The sequence below is a fragment of the Pseudovibrio sp. Tun.PSC04-5.I4 genome, from assembly GCF_900104145.1.
Taxonomy (GTDB): domain Bacteria; phylum Pseudomonadota; class Alphaproteobacteria; order Rhizobiales; family Stappiaceae; genus Pseudovibrio.
This window is the reverse complement of record NZ_FNLB01000006.1, coordinates 4,403,844-4,420,839: the sequence shown is the minus strand read 5'-3', so window position 1 is coordinate 4,420,839 and position 16,996 is coordinate 4,403,844. Positions and strand designations below refer to the sequence as shown.

Here is a 16,996-nt window from a genome sequence, read left to right as displayed (position 1 = left end):
GTGCATAGCTAACATCCCTTAGAGAACACCTTGTCCACTCGCTCACGGCAGGATTCAATCAACTGAGCTTGATCTTCCAGATGTGTCTCTTCCTCCTCCAGAATATCAAGGAATGCCCCCCTCAGATGCATGTCATCATCCGGTGCAATCTGCTTATCCGCTCCATAGCTTTGGTGATAGACATCGCGCAGCAGCCGCACCAACCGTTCCGCTGCATTTAATCGCCCCCAAAGATAGTCATGCTCTCGCCAACCCTTGTTGAAAAATGCGCCAAACATCTGCAGCTGCACACCCTTGAGTTCAACACCTCCGGGACATAGCACTGGTGAATCCCTGGGGCTGATCCGCCCAACCTCAATCTTTCGCAATTCAAATGCATCAAGCGCTTGCTGTACGGGGAACATGCTCGTGTCAAAAAACGAAAAACCAATATAACTCTCAAGGATTTCCTGACCAGCTTTCAAGTCTTTCAACTTCTGGACACCATCAAACACAAGCGAATCCGTCAAACGGTCAAGATCAGCCAATCCCATCCGCGAGCTCAGGACATTGAGGACAGTTCGCACGTTTTCTATGCTGGAAGGTACCCCCTTCAGCAACTTGGAAAGTTGGACTGTCTCCGTGCCATAAAATCCCTCAGACCATCTGTTGCGCAGATTTGCAATCTGTTCATACAGCTCCCGCTTAAACACGTCCAAATGTCTGGCAAACTCAGCAGAACCGACAATCTCGTTATGGTGGTAGTATTTGTTGATTTGTTCGATGAGGAAACGCAGCTGGCGAATGCGGTAGTCCACGTCCAGCGTCCGCAACTCACAGAGCATTTTAACCTGATCTCGGTCCACTTCGTTTTCCATGGAAAATGTCAGAGCTTTGACGATTGTCTTTTCCACACTCTCCCAGGACCACAGCTGCACCTCCTCCTCCTTCTCGATGCAGCCATCACCACCTGCTTTGGAAAGATCTGCCATGAGCAATACGAGCCTATGGGCCAAATGCCCTAATCGAAGCTGCAAATAGCCGGCGTTTGCAAAGCCAGAATGTTCCATAGACGCCGCTTCAGCGCTTTCACGAACAACAGAGAAATCACCTTCATTTTGGGGAGGTCTCCCTTGTTTTTCCAGTATTACCTTCACTTCTTTCCGCACCACCGGCAAAGCCGCATCTGCCACTTCCTGAATCCGCCGCACTTTCAAATTGATATGCTCAATCTCCTGCAATTCATCCCCAATTGGTTCATTGCGAGGGATATGTGCAAGTGAGGCAAAAATACTTTTAAAGAAACCCGGTGCCTCTGGGTCTGAAGGCACATCCCCACGAGAAAATGGCAAGGGGTCAAGATAAAGCAATCGCCGCACAACCTCTCTTGCCGCTGGTCGCTGAGCAATAGAATCGATCAAGGGTTGGAACGGCTTGTTCATAACCAGAGAGCCATCAATAAAAAGACGCTCGCTCTCCGCATCACATCGCGCATGCAAGACGTTCGTCAAGAACTTCTCCCGTCCCGGCCACCGCATGTCCTGGGCCTCAAGAACCTTATCCATCTCCTCAGCACTCATGGGAGGAAATGCACCCGGAAAACTTGAAGTTGCACGTGCGGCAAATACCAGTTCAGGAATAAAATCCCGGCTCATTTCACTCTGCAAACCGTTGGGCACAAAGTGATGAGCGCTGAACTTGATGATGCGTCGGTGATCCAACTCCTCAATATATTCAGGATCATGCAACGCAATTTTCCGCAGCACACCGTGAAAATCTGTGAGCGTAACAAACAGCTCCAACCGCTGCCCAAAGGGGATCAGCGTCTCACCGCAATCAGCCTCATCCATAGCGCGGCAGGCATCAAGCAACCATCCAGAAAATCGCTCACCAGAGAACGGAGGAGTAAACCAGCGAGAACTGATGAAGTTCCGAAGTTTGTTGCGCGCCTCTTTATCCGCAGGCACATCAGTTCCCAGCAGAACCAGCAGCCTATCCAAAATAGGAGCTAGCGCCCGCTTAGCGTGTTTACGCAAGCCCGACGCTTCATTAGCCAGCTTATCGACATCCGCAAGTTCGAGCCATAAATCACTGTGGTGTTTTAAGGGAAGGTCATGCGCCAGCGCCCGGGCCAACATGATAGCGTTTACACCACCAGCTGATGCGCCGGAGATCGCATCAATAACAACCCGCAGGTCCAATTGTGGGGTAAAACTCTCTAGCAAATCGAAGTAGGATTTTGCAGAGCCTTCAAGAACAACATCGCTTTCAACACCGCGCTCACGATCGCGTCGCACTTGATGAAGGGCATGAGAGGCACGCTGCAGATTAAGCAGTTCCCGCGTTACCCCATGCATATAGATTGCAAGAGAAACCCCGCCATAAAGAACCAGCCCAAGTCGTAATTCGAGTTGTCGCATCTCACACACCGCAAATAATCATAGGTCAATGTGCGAAGAAGGATGCCCGATTGCAATCAGGAAACCGAAACAAAGTTACGTGTACCTGAGTTTAGCTAGTAGAACGCTCTTTTCTTAGGCGGTCCCAATAGTCCAAACGCTTCTGAATATCCCGTTCAAAGCCACGCGCATTAGGCTCGTAGTATTTCTGACGACCCATCTTTTCGGGGAAATAATCCTGACCAGAAAAAGCATCCGGCGCGTCATGGTCATACTGGTAACTATCTCCGTAACCCATTTCTTTCATGAGCTTGGTTGGCGCGTTCAGGATATGCCTCGGCGGCACCAAAGAGCCATGTTGTTTCGCATCCTGCCGCGCACTCTTATAAGCCAGATAAGATGCGTTGGATTTTGGAGCCGTCGCCAAATACACAGCTGCCTGTGCCAGCGCATACTCACCTTCCGGCGAGCCAACCAGCTGATAAGCAAACCGAGCTGCATTAACCTGCACAAGCGCTTGAGGATCGGCCATCCCAATATCTTCCGAAGCCATCACGGTCAGACGGCGCAGGATAAACATAGGATCCTCGCCCCCTTCCATCATCCTACACATCCAATAAAGAGCGGCATCAGGATCAGACCCACGAATAGACTTATGAAGTGCTGAGATGAGGTTGTAATGGCCATCCTTACTTTTATCGTAAATCGGAGCACGGCGCTGCACCACATCAGAAAGACGAGCAGCATCAAAGATTTCACCTTCACCAGCTGTTCTCCAGACATCCTCAGACAGAGTAAGTGCAGACCGACCGTCACCATCCGCCATCCGTACCAAGGAAAGCCGTGCTTCCTCGTCCAATGGCAGTTCACGACCCATCTCGTCTTCTGCGCGTTTCAGCAGATCAATGAGCGCATCTTCATTCAAGGATTCAAACGGAAGAACATGCGCACGAGACAACAGCGCGGCATTAAGCTCAAAGCTTGGGTTCTCCGTGGTCGCCCCAACGAGCGTAATAGTCCCGTCTTCCATAACCGGCAGAAAACTATCCAGCTGCGCTCGGTTAAAACGATGGATTTCGTCAACAAAAAGCAATGTCCGTTTGCCGGAAATACGTCGTCCTCTGGCACGCTCAAAGCATTTCTTGAGATCAGCAACACCGGAGAAAATAGCGGAGATCTGTTCGAACTCCAACTCGGTCGCATCCGCAAGTAACCGCGCAACCGTCGTCTTGCCAGTCCCCGGAGGACCCCAGAATATAAGAGAGCCCAAAGACCCTGACCGAAGCATACGGCTTAGGATACCGTTTTCACCTAGGAGGTGTCTCTGGCCAACAACATCTTCCAGAACACGAGGCCGTAAGCGATCCGCCAACGGCCTGTTTTCTATCTGATCCATCCCACTTGCTGAAAACAGATCACTCATGGTCTCTCTTATTCCTTTTGTCTGCTCAAAAGCAGAATTAACGCAAGTTGACCTGCCGAAGCTGACCATCACGCTTGAATGCAATTTTCCAGGCACGCTGCTGAGTGCGTGTCGCACCGACAAGATCTTTGGTTGTGTTAATCTCGTTTCCGTTCACATCTACGAGAATATCACCCGGCTTAAAGCCAACATAGGCCGCATTTGTCCGTGTCTTGATATCAGCGATCACAACACCAGAGAACTCATTGTACATGCGAAGCTCTTCAGCAACTGCAGGTGATAAATTCATAACCTGCATACCGGCAAATGGCGAGTTCCCTTCGATCTCTCTTACATCTCTAGCCACAGTTTCCGGTGCACGCTCAAGGCTTACATTCAGGCTTAGGGATTCTCCCTCCCGCATCACCTCAAAAACAGTCGTTCCACCTACTTTTTTCGTGGCAAGACGGTATCCGTAAGCATCCGGATCATCAACCTGAGCACCACCGACTGCGGTTATCAAATCCCCGACCTGCACACCCGCGCGGTCTGCAGGGCTACCCTCTTGAATACGCGTGACCAACACACCACTCGGGCGGTCTAGGCCAAGACTTGCAGCAAGATCAGAACCAACAGGCTGAACGCTGGTGCCCACCCATGGTCGCCGCACTATACCGCCTTCTTCAGCCGCTGCCGCAACAACCTCAACCATATTTGCCGGGATAGCAAAGCCGATACCGTTGGATCCGCCAGAACGCGTAAAAATTGCTGTATTCACACCAACAAGACGACCCTTCAAATCAACAAGCGCTCCACCCGAGTTCCCTGGGTTAATCGCAGCATCAGTCTGGATGAAAAACTGGTAGTCAGAGACACCGACCTGATTTCGGGCGACGGCAGAAACAATACCCTGCGTCACAGTTTGCCCCACACCAAATGGGTTACCAATCGCTAGAACGAGGTCGCCCACTTCCAACTCATCAGAATTGGCAAACGGAACAACCGGGAATGCATTACCAGGATCTCGCACTTTGAGAACAGCCAGATCAGTGCGTTCATCCGCCAAGATAATGTCCGCATCAAACTCGCGACGATCAGAAAGCGCAACACGCACCTCATCAGCACCTGCAATCACATGGTTGTTGGTGATGATGATGCCATCCTCTGAAACGATAACACCTGACCCCAAAGAGCTCTGAACCCGGCTACGCGAACGTGGCGCAAATCGATCAGACTGATCGCCAAAGAAACGGCGGAAAAAAGGATCATCTGAGAAAGGAGAGCGGCGTTGGCGTTCTTGCACAGTCCGGCTCGCGTACACATTGACAACGGCAGGAGCAACAGATTTGACCACTGGCGCAAAGGAAAGTGAAATCTCAGCTTTAGAAGACGGAACCGTCTTTTCTCCGGCAAGAGCACTAGAATAGTTTGAGGCAATAACACCCGTAGACGCAAGAGCCGCGCACAATGCAATTTGCGCAACCGATTTCTTAAATTGACCCATTCGTCGATCCCTTCGGCAATGCTCCCTCTTTAGAAAATGAAGACAATAATCAATAGAAAGGGGAGCAGCAGGCTACAGATAAGTCTGCAACATGGAAATGAAAAGGCCAACCTCCTCGTTTTAAGTATTTAACACGGGTCAGTCATTTCACTGGGTCTCCAACAGCCCTTACTGAAAAATCATTTCCAAAAGCAAAAAGCGCCAGGTTTCCCCAGCGCTCTTTGATCTCAAATATTTCAACTGAAGATTATGCAGCTCGAATATTTTCAAGATACGTTTCAACCATAGCCTTCAGCTCATCTGACTGTTGTGTCAGCTGGTTAGCAGCACCAAGAACGTTCTCAGCTTCATGACCCGCGTCTCCTGCAATCATACTCACACGCGTGATCGCTTGTGCAACTTCAGAACTGCCAGACGTCACCTGTTGAATATTGCTGGAGATGTCAGTTGCTGTCACAGCCTGCTCCTGAACCGCACCGGCAATCGCCGTGGTCGCTTCATTCACGTCACCAATAACAGCGCTGATCTCTTTAATTGCAGCAACAGCTTTTTCAGTCTCGGCCTGAACAGATTGGATCTGGATACTGATTTCACCAGTTGCCTGACCTGTCTGGTTCGCAAGCCCCTTCACCTCAGAAGCAACAACCGCAAAGCCTTTACCAGCCTCACCAGCACGCGCAGCCTCAATGGTTGCATTAAGCGCCAGAAGGTTGGTTTGATCAGCAATGTCGTTAATCAGCGAGACAACCTCACCAATGCGTTGCGCAGCTTCCAACAAACCGTTGACGGAAACTTCTGCGGCAGCAGCTTTCTCGGCAGCCTGCTGGGAAACATCAGCTGAACGACGAACCTCACGGTCAATCTCACCAACAGTAGCAGAAAGCTCTTCAGCAGCACCAGCAACAGCCTGAAGGTTCATTAGGGACTGCTCAGAGGCAGAAGACACTGTCTGAGCTTCAGAGTTGGTCTGCTCAGAAATGCTCGCCATGCTCTTTGCAGTGGTTTCCAGATTGCCACCAGCATCAGTAACAGTTGTCAGGATATCACGAACGCCAACATCAAAGTTCTCGTTCAGAACCTCAACGCGCTTAACTCGCTCGGCGCGCTCTTGGAGCTCACGTTCCTGCTTAGCATCCAGTTCTTTCGCACGAATAAGACCGTTCTGGAAAGAAACAACAGCGCGACCAATGTCACCGATCTCATCTTTACGCTGAGCCGAGACAATTTTTACTTCCAAATTCCCGCCAGCAATCTGGTCGAGATTGAAAGACAAGCGCTTAAGCGGAGTAGAAAGGCTCCGGGCCATAAAGATGCCCACAGCAGCTGCCGCAGCCAAGACGATCAGGCCGCTGATGATGATCTCTTTTGCGAGCGCATAAACAACAGCCATCGCTTCACTCACATGAGTTTTAGCAACGATAACTGCGGGAATTTTTGAAAACCCAAGCGGCAATGCCAGCACGAATTGATCTTTGGCTTCAGCAAAGCCCACATTCGTATCCGGGTTCGCAAGGAGATCTGCAACCACTTTTTCGACGACTTCAGGATCATCTTTCAGAACCAACGCAGTCGGCTTATCTGCCAAGACCTGATTGGAAAGAATTGTCCCGTCCACACGGGCAAGGTACGTCTGGCCGGTTTCACCCATATTCTCACGATTTTGCAGGACACTATCGAAGAACGAGGTATCAAGCCGAATGGTAACGACACCTTTGAAAGTTTTCTTGTCGAAATCCACCAGATAGACCGGAGCTGAAATCAACAGAGAAGGAGCTCCACCCTCCGGCTCATACCGTGCGATTTCAGAGTATAGGACGTCCCCTTCAGAAGCCTTGGTTGCTTTTGTATACTCAGCACTCAACAAGGATCCGGATAGATTTCCGCTATTCACATTCTCCAAAAATTCAGCTGACTTAGTAGCACTATAAATAACAGTGCCCTTGGCATCCATTATGAGGATGTCGGCATACCCGCCGCCACTTACGCTGGCCACAAAATCAGGGTGGACCACAGAATGGCGCCAAGAATATAATGTCTTGTTCCCCTCACCGGTCAACTGAAGGCGATCAGCAGCGGTAGAACCACTTTTTTGGAAATAGGACAAGATATCGCCCTTGTCGGCACTCAGCGAGTCCATCGACGCGAGCAGGTCTGTCATTGCAACACGCATCGCATTGCCTTTGACCAACCGCTTGATGTCGCTATCCACGCGCATGAGCTTTGCGTCCAAGGTATCCCTGCGCGCTTGCGCCACCAGAACCAGCTGTTTCTTACTAGCCTCTGTCAGCGCGCTTTCCGCGCCAGTGTATCCAAGGAATGCAACAACAGCACTCGCAACAATTGCAAGGCCAACCATAATGATTGGCAACCGAACAGCAATACGATTAAATTTGTTTATGACACCTGAAGAGGCTCCAGAGCCACTTTTATTAGATATGGATCGCATATCTGCCCCCGAATAATACGTTGGGAGCATAGTCATTCTTTAGTGTTAAGCACTGCTTAAAACAATTATTTAAAATTTCTTTCAAATCCACGAATAATTCGAATACCGGACTGATTTGGTGGGGTTTTTTCGCAATAAGCAGTTCTTTCTCTGCCAGTATTGGTTGTATTCATGCTCCAGCCACGTCCTTTTATCGCTGGTAACGCCAAAACAGCATCCGTGATGCATTTCCCCAATTCAGTATGTATAAATCACGCAGTTTATTATCATTTGCATCGATGAACGTCATTCAGGCAATAAAAAAGGGCACCCAAAGGCACCCTTTTTAAAATCAACTCTGAAAAAAACTTACGCAGCAACTTCCGCTTCTACAGTTTCTTCAGCAGCAACGCGTGCACGATCAGCAGCGCCGCGAGCTTCTACATCGCGCTCAACCAGCTCGATAACAGCCATTGGTGCATTATCACCATGACGGAAACCAGCTTTCAGGACACGTGCGTAGCCACCCTGGCGATCAGCGTAACGTTTCGCAAGGGTATCAAAAAGTTTTGCTACCATTGGAATGTCACGGATCTGGGAGATCGCTTGACGACGTGCATGCAAGTCACCGCGTTTGCCCAAAGTGATGAGCTTTTCGATGATTGGACGCATTTCTTTTGCTTTCGGAAGCGTCGTCACAATCTGCTCATGTTCGATGAGCGAAGCTGCCATGTTAGCGAACATCGCTTTACGGTGGCTTGACGTCCGATTGAGCTTGCGGCCGGATTTACCGTGGCGCATGGCCCTCTCCTTTGTTAAGTCAATTGCGATCTAACAGTAGATCGCCGGAACCTCACGCAAAGCGTTTGGTTCCTGTTCCTTTAATATTGGTGGTCTTCGTAGCGCTTAGCAAGCTCATCGATATTTTCAGGTGGCCAGTTTGCCACTTCCATACCGAGATGCAGGCCCATCTGCGCCAGAACTTCTTTGATCTCGTTAAGAGACTTACGACCGAAGTTCGGTGTACGAAGCATTTCTGCCTCAGTCTTTTGAATGAGATCGCCAATATAGACGATATTGTCGTTCTTCAGGCAGTTCGCCGAACGTACAGACAACTCAAGCTCATCAACCTTTTTCAGCAGTGCTGGGTTGAACGCAAGTTCTGCAACTGTATCTTCTTGAACTTCACGCTGCGGCTCTTCGAAGTTAACGAAGATAGACAGCTGATCCTGTAGGATACGTGCAGCGAATGCTACAGCATCTTCAGGGATCACAGATCCGTCAGTTTCAACAGTCATAGACAGCTTATCATAATCAAGAACCTGACCCTCACGGGTGTTCTCAACCTTATAAGAAACCTTCTTAACCGGAGAATAAAGGCTGTCAACCGGAATCAAGCCGATCGGAGCATCTTCTGGACGGTTAGCGGCAGCAGGAACATAACCCTTGCCGATGTTAACAGTGAATTCGATGCGAATTTCAGCACCTTCATCAAGGTTACACAGCAGCAAGTTGGGGTTAAGAACCTCAACGTCACCTACAGTTTCAATATCACCAGCGTAGACCGAACCTGGACCCTGCTTCCGCAGAACCATACGTTTTGGCCCCTCGCTTTCCATACGAAGTGCGATTTCCTTGATGTTCAGGATGATGTCAGTAACATCTTCACGAACGCCAGGAATAGACGAGAACTCATGGAGAACACCATCGATCTGAATCGCGGTCACTGCAGCACCCTGAAGGGAGCTCAGCAGCACGCGACGCAGGGCATTACCAAGAGTAAGGCCGTAACCACGCTCAAGCGGCTCTGCAACTACAGAAGCTTTAAAGCGGGCATCATCACCAGTACGAATGTCGAGTTTAGTTGGCTTGATAAGCTCTTGCCAATTTTTCTGAATTGTCACGTTTAAATACCCTCTGGCTATCCCGTAGGCCTAATGGCCCACAATTCCTTGCCTGGGTGGAAAACTGCCTAACAAACTGTTAGACGCGGCGACGCTTACGAGGACGACAACCGTTGTGCGGGATTGGTGTTACGTCACGGATAGACGTAATAACAAAACCTGCAGCCTGGAGCGCACGCAATGCGGATTCGCGACCTGAACCTGGTCCACGTACTTCTACTTCGAGAGTACGCATGCCGTGCTCAGCAGCTTTACGACCAGCGTCTTCGGCTGCGACCTGTGCTGCGTAAGGGGTGGACTTACGAGACCCCTTAAAGCCAAGCGCGCCAGCAGACGACCAAGAAATCGTATTGCCCTGTGCATCGGTGATCGTGATCATGGTGTTATTGAACGTAGAGTTCACATGCGCGACACCTGAAGAAATATTCTTCCGTTCGCGACGACGCACGCGCGTCGATTCTTTAGCCATTATAATTCCTAACTTCGATATCTACACCGCCGTATGGCCGGCGGCTCCACCGGAAAACCGGCTAGTTATTTTTTCTTACCAGCGATCGCTTTAGCAGGACCCTTGCGAGTACGAGCGTTGGTATGAGTGCGCTGACCACGAACAGGCAGACCACGACGGTGGCGAAGGCCACGGTAGCAACCAAGGTCCATGAGACGCTTAATGTTCATTGCAGTGCTACGACGAAGATCACCCTCTACGGTGTAATTTGCGTCGATTGCTTCACGGATTTTCAGAACTTCTGCATCAGAAAGTTCATTAACGCGACGCTCTGCAGCAATACCGGTTTTTTCGGTAATTTCCTGCGCGAACTTCGAGCCAATACCATGAATGTACTGCAGCGCGATAACTACGCGCTTGTTCGTCGGAATGTTGACGCCAGCAATACGTGCCACGTTTCGTTTCTCCAAATACGAGGGGCGGATTGCTCCCTCTCCCATTTTCCTGCAGATAAAACACCCTCACCCCGAAGAGCAACAGCGTCCAATCACACAGCAAAAAGATCAGCCTCAGTTTCCCAAGGAAAACCGGCGCCAATCGATTATGGTGTCGATGTGCGCCGGCTATACTTTATTATGAAGACAGGCGCAAGCGCCTGCCTTTAAAAAGCACGGATTAAACCGTGCTCAAAATAGCATCGATTTCAGAAGCAACCTCGTTAACGGAACGCATACCGTCAACAGTCATCAGCATATTCCGCTCATCGTAGTAGTGAACGAGTGGAGCTGTTTGTTCGTTATAAACCGCAAGACGCTTCTTCAAAGCTTCAGCATTATCATCGGAACGAATTTCTGCGCTCTCGCGAGCACGTGTTTCAATTCGTTCAAGAAGAATACCTTCGTTGACTTTCAACTGAACAACAGCATCGAGTCTCTGGCCCTTCTTATCAAGCAATGCAGCAAGTGCATCAGCCTGCGCAATGGTACGCGGAAAACCGTCCAGAATAAAACCATTCGCACAATCAGACTGATCTGTACGATCAGAAATAATGGAACAAATGAGATCATCAGAAACAAGCTCACCACGAGCTAAAACATCTTTAACCTTCAGGCCGATTTCGCTTTGAGCGGCAACAGCCGCGCGAAGCATATCTCCTGTAGAAAGTTGCACAATACCATGTGCGTCTACAAGTCGGCCCGCCTGAGTACCTTTTCCAGCACCAGGGGGTCCAAGAAGAATCAGTCTCATCTGCGTTTCCCCTTCAACTTCGTTTTCTTCACCAAACCTTCGTACTGATGTGCAAGAAGATGTCCCTGGATCTGAGAAACGGTATCCATGGTAACGCTAACAACAATGAGTAGAGACGTACCACCGAAGTAGAACGGAACACCCGTTGCTGAGATCAAGAACTCTGGCAACATACAAATTAACGTAATGTATATTGCACCAACAACCGTAATACGAGTTAGCACATGGTCAATGTACTGCGCAGTCCGTTCGCCGGGACGAATCCCTGGTATAAAGCCACCATGTTTCTTGAGGTTATCTGCAGTTTCCGTCGGATTGAAAACAATCGCGGTATAGAAAAAACAGAAGAAAACGATCAATGTCGCATAAAGTGCCATGTAAAGCGGCTGGCCATTACCAAGCAAAGCAGTGATTGTAGTCAACCACGCCATCGCACCAGTGGCATCAGCCGTTTGGAAGCCAGCAACGGTTGCAGGCACCAATAACAAGGAACTAGCAAAAATCGGTGGAATAACACCTGCCGTATTGAGCTTAAGCGGGAGGAACGACGTGTTCCCCTCGAACATCTTATTTCCCTGTTGGCGACGAGGATACTGAATCAGCAACCTGCGCTGTGCACGTTCCATAAATACAATGACACCAATAATCACAACTGAAAGCACAATGACCAACAGAATGATTGGCGTAGCTAGTGCACCCTGACGACCGAGCTCCAATGTAGAAGCAATAGCAGAGGGAAGACCAGCAACAATACCGGCGAAAATAATTAGGGAAATGCCGTTACCAATGCCGCGTGAGGTGATTTGCTCACCCAGCCACATCAGGAACATTGTACCACCAACAAGAGTAAGAACAGTAGCAATACGGAAGAACCAGCCCGGATCGATAACAATGTTCGCGCCAGATTCCAAACCTACGGAAATACCGTATGCCTGGAAAGTAGCCAAAATCACTGTACCAAAACGAGTGTACTGGTTGATTTTTTTCCGGCCCTGTTCACCCTCTTTCTTCAGTTGTTCCAACGAAGGAACAACAGAAGTCATAAGCTGAATAATAATCGACGCAGAAATATATGGCATAATGCCGAGGGCAAAAATAGCCATACGCTCGACAGCACCACCGGAGAACATATTGAACAGACCAACAATGCCAGTCTGTACGTTTCCGAAGGCCTGAGCAAGCGCGTCAGGATTAATTCCAGGCAGAGGGATATAGGTACCGAATCGGTAAACCAAAAGCGCGCCTAGCGTGAACCAGATCCGCTTCTTCAGTTCCTCAGCCTTTGCAAAGGCAGAAAAGTTTAAGTTTGAAGCAAGTTGCTCGGCAGCAGAAGCCATCCCGCGCTCCGGTCAGTTTGGATACACCCCAAAAAAAAGCAAGGCTGTTAAGCCTTGCCTTCCTTGATGACGACCTTGCCGCCTACTTTCTCAACTGCTTCAACAGCAGTTTTGGAAGCACCAGCAATCTCGAAGTTCACAGCAGTCTTCAGTTCACCGTCGGACAGGAGGCGAACGCCATCCAGAACGCGGCGAACAATGCCGGCTGCTTTAAGTGTTTCAACAGTAACTGTTGCGGAAGCATCAAGCTTACCGGCTTCAATCGCTGTCTGAACACGTCCCAAGGACACGATATTCAGGTCCTTAGCAAAAATGTTGGTGAAGCCGCGCTTTGGAAGACGACGATGCAATGGCATCTGCCCGCCCTCAAAACCCTTAATGGCAACACCCGAACGGGATTTTTGACCTTTGACACCACGGCCGCCAGTCTTTCCCTTGCCAGAACCGATGCCGCGTCCTACGCGTGTACGGTCCTTAACAGCACCCGGGTTATCCCGGAGTTCGTTGAGTTTCATGATAGTTCTCCCGGTTCGCTATGCTTCGTCTACGACGCGAACCAGATGCTGAACCTTACGGATCATGCCGCGTACTTCTGGAGTATCCTTCAGAGTACGACGACGATGCATCTTGTTCAAACCCAAACCAATCAGCGTTGCACGCTGATCAGCAGGACGGCGAAGCGGGCTACCGATCTGTTCGACCGTTACGGTCTGTTCAGTATTAGCCATGACACTAACCCTTGTTCTCCAGCCAGCAAAAGCTGTGAGGCTTACGCCTCAGCCTTTACTGGTGCCGCATCGTCTTTGTCACGACGACGTGCCTGCAAGGATGAAACCTTGAGACCACGACGTGCTGCAACAGAACGCGGGCTGTCTTCTTTTTTCAGTGCGTCAAAAGTCGCACGCACCATGTTGTATGGGTTGGAAGTTCCGAGGGACTTCGCAACAACATCCTGAACACCGAGCGTTTCGAACACAGCACGCATAGGACCACCGGCAATAATACCAGTACCTGCAGGAGCTGCGCGAAGCACAACTTTCCCGGCGCCATGCTGACCTTCAACATCGTGATGGAGTGTACGGCCTTCACGAAGTGGCACACGAACCATAGTACGCTTAGCGGCTTCAGTCGCTTTGCGGATGGCTTCTGGCACTTCACGAGCCTTACCGTGACCAAAGCCAACGCGGCCTTTTTGATCACCAACTACTACAAGAGCAGCGAAGCCGAAACGACGACCACCCTTGACAACTTTAGCGACGCGGTTGATGTGAACAAGCTTATCGACAAATTCGCTGTCGCGCTCTTCACGATCCCGGTTATCCTGTCTCGCCATAATAATGTTTCCCGTTATTTAGGAGCACCAAAAGGCGCTGATCAGAAGCTCAGACCGCCTTCACGGGCAGCATCTGCCAAAGCCTGAACACGGCCATGATAGATATAACCACCGCGATCAAACACGACTTCTTTGATACCCGCAGCAATAGCGCGTTCAGCAATCAGCTTGCCTACAGCAACAGCAGCATCTTTGTTGCCGCCGTTTGCTACATTTACGTCTTTTTCAATCGTAGACGCAGATGCAAGGGTAACACCCTTGGCGTCGTCGATGATCTGAGCGTAAATTTGCTTGGATGAGCGGAAGACGGATAGTCGTAAACGACCATTCGCTACCTTTTTGACCGAACGGCGCACACGGGCGCGACGACGTTCGAAAGAATTTCCATTCGCCATGGTCCGTACCGTTACTTCTTCTTGCCTTCTTTACGAACGATGAATTCGTCCGCATAACGAATACCCTTGCCTTTGTATGGCTCAGGTGGGCGATATTCACGAATGTTCGCGGCTACCTGCCCTATCTGCTGCTTATCAATGCCGTTGATGACAATTTCTGTCGGCTTCGGACATTTGATCTCAACACCCTCAGGAATGTCAAATTTGACATCATGAGAGAAACCGAGAGCGAGATTAAGGGTTTTACCTTGAACTTGTGCACGATAACCAACACCGGTAATCGCCAGCTGCTTTACGAAGCCGGAGGTTACACCAGTGATAAGGTTTGCGACCATGGTGCGGGACATACCCCACATGGAACGCGCAGCTTTAGTCTGGTTGCGCGGATCAAGACGGATACCATCATCCGTCATTTCGACCGAAACAATATCGTGGACCACGAAGGAGAGCTCCCCCTTCGGGCCTTTTACGATAACATTCTGGCCGTTGATCGTTGCCGTTACCCCGCTTGGCACGGGGACTGGCTTTTTGCCAATTCGAGACATAGGATCAACCTGTCTGTTAGTTTACTCAATCGGACTCTGCCGCATCAGAAGATGCGGCAGAGTACTTCACCACCAACGTTTTTATCACGTGCATCATGATCCGCCATAACACCCTGAGGTGTGGACAGAATAGAAACACCGAGGCCATTGGCCACGTGTGGAATGTTCTTGACTGAAGAGTATACACGACGACCAGGCTTAGATACACGCTCAATCGTGCGTATCACTGGTGCACCGTCAAAGTACTTCAGTTCAATTTCAATTTCGGACTTACCACCACCGAAATCAACGGCAGTGTAACCACGGATATAACCTTCCGAGGCCAAAACGTCCAAAATGCGTGCGCGTAACTTAGAAGCAGGTGTGCTTACTTTAGATTTGCGACGCATCTGCGCATTACGAATGCGCGTAAGCATATCACCGACTGGATCGGAAATTGACATAGCAGTAACTCCTTACCAGCTCGACTTTACGAGACCCGGGATCTTGCCCATGGAACCCAACTCACGAAGCGCAATACGCGACATCTTAAGCTTGCGGTAATAACCGCGTGGGCGCCCAGTGATTTCACACCGGTTACGTACCCTTGTAGGTGCGGAATTGCGCGGCAGCTTAGCAAGCTGGAGCCGTGCAGTGAACCGTTCCTCAAGAGAAAGACTTTCGTCTTTAGCCGTCGCCTTCAGGGCAGCGCGCTTTGCAGCAAACTTGCTTACAAGAGCTATACGCCGCTTATTTTTCTCGACCGCGCTTTTCTTCGCCATCGTCTGTCCTCGTTCCTTTCCCGTATACCGCTTTTATTTGCGGAACGGGAAGTTGAACGCGCGCAGCAGTTCACGCGCTTCGTCATCAGTTTTTGCGTTGGTGCAAACGACAATGTCCATGCCCCACATTTGATCTACTTTATCGTAGTCAATTTCAGGGAAAACAATGTGTTCTTTCAGTCCCAAGGCGTAGTTGCCACGTCCGTCAAAGCTTTTCGGATTCAGGCCGCGGAAATCACGTACACGCGGAAGCGCGATTGTGATCAAACGATCCATGAATTCGAACATCTGATTACGACGAAGTGTAACCTTAGTACCCAGAGGCATATCTTCACGAACCTTAAAGGTCGCGATAGACTTTCTAGCACGGGTAATAACCGCCTTTTGACCAGCAATCAAGCTAAGATCTTCAGAAGCGATCCGAACTTTCTTACTATCAGCAACAGCTTCACCAACACCCATGTTCAAAACGATCTTTTCGATCGAAGGAATCATCATTGGGTTGGTGTAGTTAAACTTCTCCTGAAGCTGTCCACGCACTACATCTTTGTAGTGCGCTTTAAGCCGTGGAGTAAAGGTAGCGTCAGCCATCAATCACGTCTCCTGAACGCTTGGCGACACGTACTGTGACGCCTGCTTCATTAGTCGTGAAACCGACGCGGGTCGGTTTGCCATCCTTAGGATCAGCAATGGCAATGTTGGAAAGCTGAATAGGAGCTTCCTTTGCGATGATTCCGCCCTCGCTCTGCTGGGTCTGGCGTTGATGCTTACGCACCATATTTACGCCACGCACGACAGCGCGGTTTTCGGACGGAAACATCTGGATAACTTCCCCAGACTTTCCTTTGTCACGACCGGCAATAACGACGACTTTGTCGCCCTTTTTGATCTTCGCGGGCATCAGAGCACCTCCGGCGCAAGCGAAATGATCTTCATGTGATTCTTAGCACGCAGTTCACGAGGAACTGGACCAAAAATACGTGTTCCGATCGGTTCTTTGTTATTGTTGATCAGTACGGCAGCATTGCTGTCGAAACGGATCACACTGCCGTCGGCGCGACGGACGTCTTTAGCCGTGCGCACGACGACCGCTTTCATCACGTCGCCCTTTTTTACACGGCCCCGCGGAATTGCTTCTTTGACGGAGACGACAATAATGTCGCCAACGCCAGCATACTTCCGTTTGGAGCCGCCGAGCACTTTGATGCACATGACACGACGTGCGCCGGAATTATCGGCTACGTCGAGGTTTGTTTGCATCTGAATCATGACTCGTCGCCTTGTTCTTTCTCAGAGTCCTAAATAATTAGAAGCTC

General features: G+C 49.9%; 20 protein-coding genes. All 20 read right to left on the bottom strand.

Annotated features, from left to right (window positions below):
* Positions 1–8: 8 nt before the first annotated feature.
* Positions 9–2,399, bottom strand: a complete 2,391-nt coding sequence (locus BLS62_RS25770) for a patatin-like protein (RefSeq protein ID WP_093188026.1) — start codon at positions 2,397–2,399, stop codon at positions 9–11.
* Between the two features lie 91 nt (positions 2,400–2,490).
* A complete protein-coding gene (locus tag BLS62_RS25765; RefSeq protein WP_093188024.1) occupies positions 2,491–3,801 on the bottom strand; it encodes a replication-associated recombination protein A in 1,311 nt (436 codons plus the stop codon).
* 37 nt (positions 3,802–3,838) lie between these two features.
* The gene (locus BLS62_RS25760) at positions 3,839–5,284 is read right to left on the bottom strand and encodes a DegQ family serine endoprotease (protein ID WP_093188021.1); all 1,446 of its coding nucleotides are present in this window, start codon (positions 5,282–5,284) and stop codon (positions 3,839–3,841) included.
* A gap of 247 nt (positions 5,285–5,531) precedes the next feature.
* Entirely contained in the window at positions 5,532–7,730 is a 2,199-nt protein-coding gene (locus BLS62_RS25755) for a methyl-accepting chemotaxis protein (protein WP_093188018.1), read from the bottom strand.
* A gap of 348 nt (positions 7,731–8,078) precedes the next feature.
* Positions 8,079–8,510, bottom strand: coding sequence for a 50S ribosomal protein L17 (gene rplQ, locus BLS62_RS25750; protein ID WP_093188015.1), 432 nt, complete (start codon positions 8,508–8,510; stop codon positions 8,079–8,081).
* A gap of 80 nt (positions 8,511–8,590) precedes the next feature.
* Positions 8,591–9,613, bottom strand: a complete 1,023-nt coding sequence (locus tag BLS62_RS25745; RefSeq protein ID WP_093188012.1) for a DNA-directed RNA polymerase subunit alpha — start codon at positions 9,611–9,613, stop codon at positions 8,591–8,593.
* A gap of 79 nt (positions 9,614–9,692) precedes the next feature.
* Positions 9,693–10,082: a 30S ribosomal protein S11 gene (gene rpsK / locus BLS62_RS25740; protein WP_093188009.1), complete on the bottom strand. Its 390-nt coding sequence runs from the start codon at positions 10,080–10,082 to the stop codon at positions 9,693–9,695.
* Positions 10,083–10,147: 65 nt separating this feature from the next.
* The gene (rpsM, locus tag BLS62_RS25735; protein WP_093189622.1) at positions 10,148–10,516 is read right to left on the bottom strand and encodes a 30S ribosomal protein S13; all 369 of its coding nucleotides are present in this window, start codon (positions 10,514–10,516) and stop codon (positions 10,148–10,150) included.
* 220 nt (positions 10,517–10,736) lie between these two features.
* Positions 10,737–11,309 (bottom strand): adenylate kinase, encoded by a 573-nt coding sequence (locus tag BLS62_RS25730; RefSeq protein ID WP_093188007.1) that lies wholly within the window; start codon positions 11,307–11,309, stop codon positions 10,737–10,739.
* Positions 11,306–12,646: a preprotein translocase subunit SecY gene (secY, locus tag BLS62_RS25725; RefSeq protein WP_093188004.1), complete on the bottom strand. Its 1,341-nt coding sequence runs from the start codon at positions 12,644–12,646 to the stop codon at positions 11,306–11,308. Before secY ends, BLS62_RS25730 begins: the two co-directional genes overlap by 4 nt.
* Before the next feature lie 47 nt (positions 12,647–12,693).
* On the bottom strand, positions 12,694–13,161 hold the full coding sequence (gene rplO, locus BLS62_RS25720) for a 50S ribosomal protein L15 (protein ID WP_093188002.1): 468 nt from the start codon (positions 13,159–13,161) through the stop codon (positions 12,694–12,696).
* Between the two features lie 18 nt (positions 13,162–13,179).
* Positions 13,180–13,374: a 50S ribosomal protein L30 gene (gene rpmD / locus BLS62_RS25715; RefSeq protein ID WP_093187999.1), complete on the bottom strand. Its 195-nt coding sequence runs from the start codon at positions 13,372–13,374 to the stop codon at positions 13,180–13,182.
* A 41-nt stretch (positions 13,375–13,415) separates the two neighbouring features.
* Positions 13,416–13,979 carry a 30S ribosomal protein S5 gene (gene rpsE, locus BLS62_RS25710; RefSeq protein WP_093187996.1) on the bottom strand — a complete coding sequence of 188 codons (564 nt, stop codon included), beginning with the start codon at positions 13,977–13,979 and terminating at the stop codon, positions 13,416–13,418.
* Between the two features lie 41 nt (positions 13,980–14,020).
* Positions 14,021–14,374, bottom strand: a complete 354-nt coding sequence (gene rplR / locus BLS62_RS25705; protein ID WP_093187994.1) for a 50S ribosomal protein L18 — start codon at positions 14,372–14,374, stop codon at positions 14,021–14,023.
* Positions 14,375–14,385: 11 nt separating this feature from the next.
* Entirely contained in the window at positions 14,386–14,919 is a 534-nt protein-coding gene (gene rplF, locus BLS62_RS25700; protein WP_093187991.1) for a 50S ribosomal protein L6, read from the bottom strand.
* A gap of 44 nt (positions 14,920–14,963) precedes the next feature.
* A complete protein-coding gene (gene rpsH, locus BLS62_RS25695) occupies positions 14,964–15,362 on the bottom strand; it encodes a 30S ribosomal protein S8 (protein ID WP_093187989.1) in 399 nt (132 codons plus the stop codon).
* A 12-nt stretch (positions 15,363–15,374) separates the two neighbouring features.
* Complete coding sequence (gene rpsN / locus BLS62_RS25690; RefSeq protein ID WP_093187986.1) at positions 15,375–15,680, bottom strand: 30S ribosomal protein S14; 306 nt, start codon at positions 15,678–15,680, stop codon at positions 15,375–15,377.
* Between the two features lie 33 nt (positions 15,681–15,713).
* On the bottom strand, positions 15,714–16,271 hold the full coding sequence (gene rplE, locus BLS62_RS25685) for a 50S ribosomal protein L5 (protein WP_093187984.1): 558 nt from the start codon (positions 16,269–16,271) through the stop codon (positions 15,714–15,716).
* Positions 16,264–16,581 (bottom strand): 50S ribosomal protein L24, encoded by a 318-nt coding sequence (gene rplX / locus BLS62_RS25680; RefSeq protein ID WP_093187982.1) that lies wholly within the window; start codon positions 16,579–16,581, stop codon positions 16,264–16,266. The genes rplE and rplX overlap by 8 nt, the downstream gene beginning before the upstream one ends.
* Complete coding sequence (gene rplN, locus BLS62_RS25675; RefSeq protein ID WP_093187978.1) at positions 16,581–16,949, bottom strand: 50S ribosomal protein L14; 369 nt, start codon at positions 16,947–16,949, stop codon at positions 16,581–16,583. The genes rplX and rplN overlap by 1 nt, the downstream gene beginning before the upstream one ends.
* Positions 16,950–16,996 lie beyond the last annotated feature (47 nt).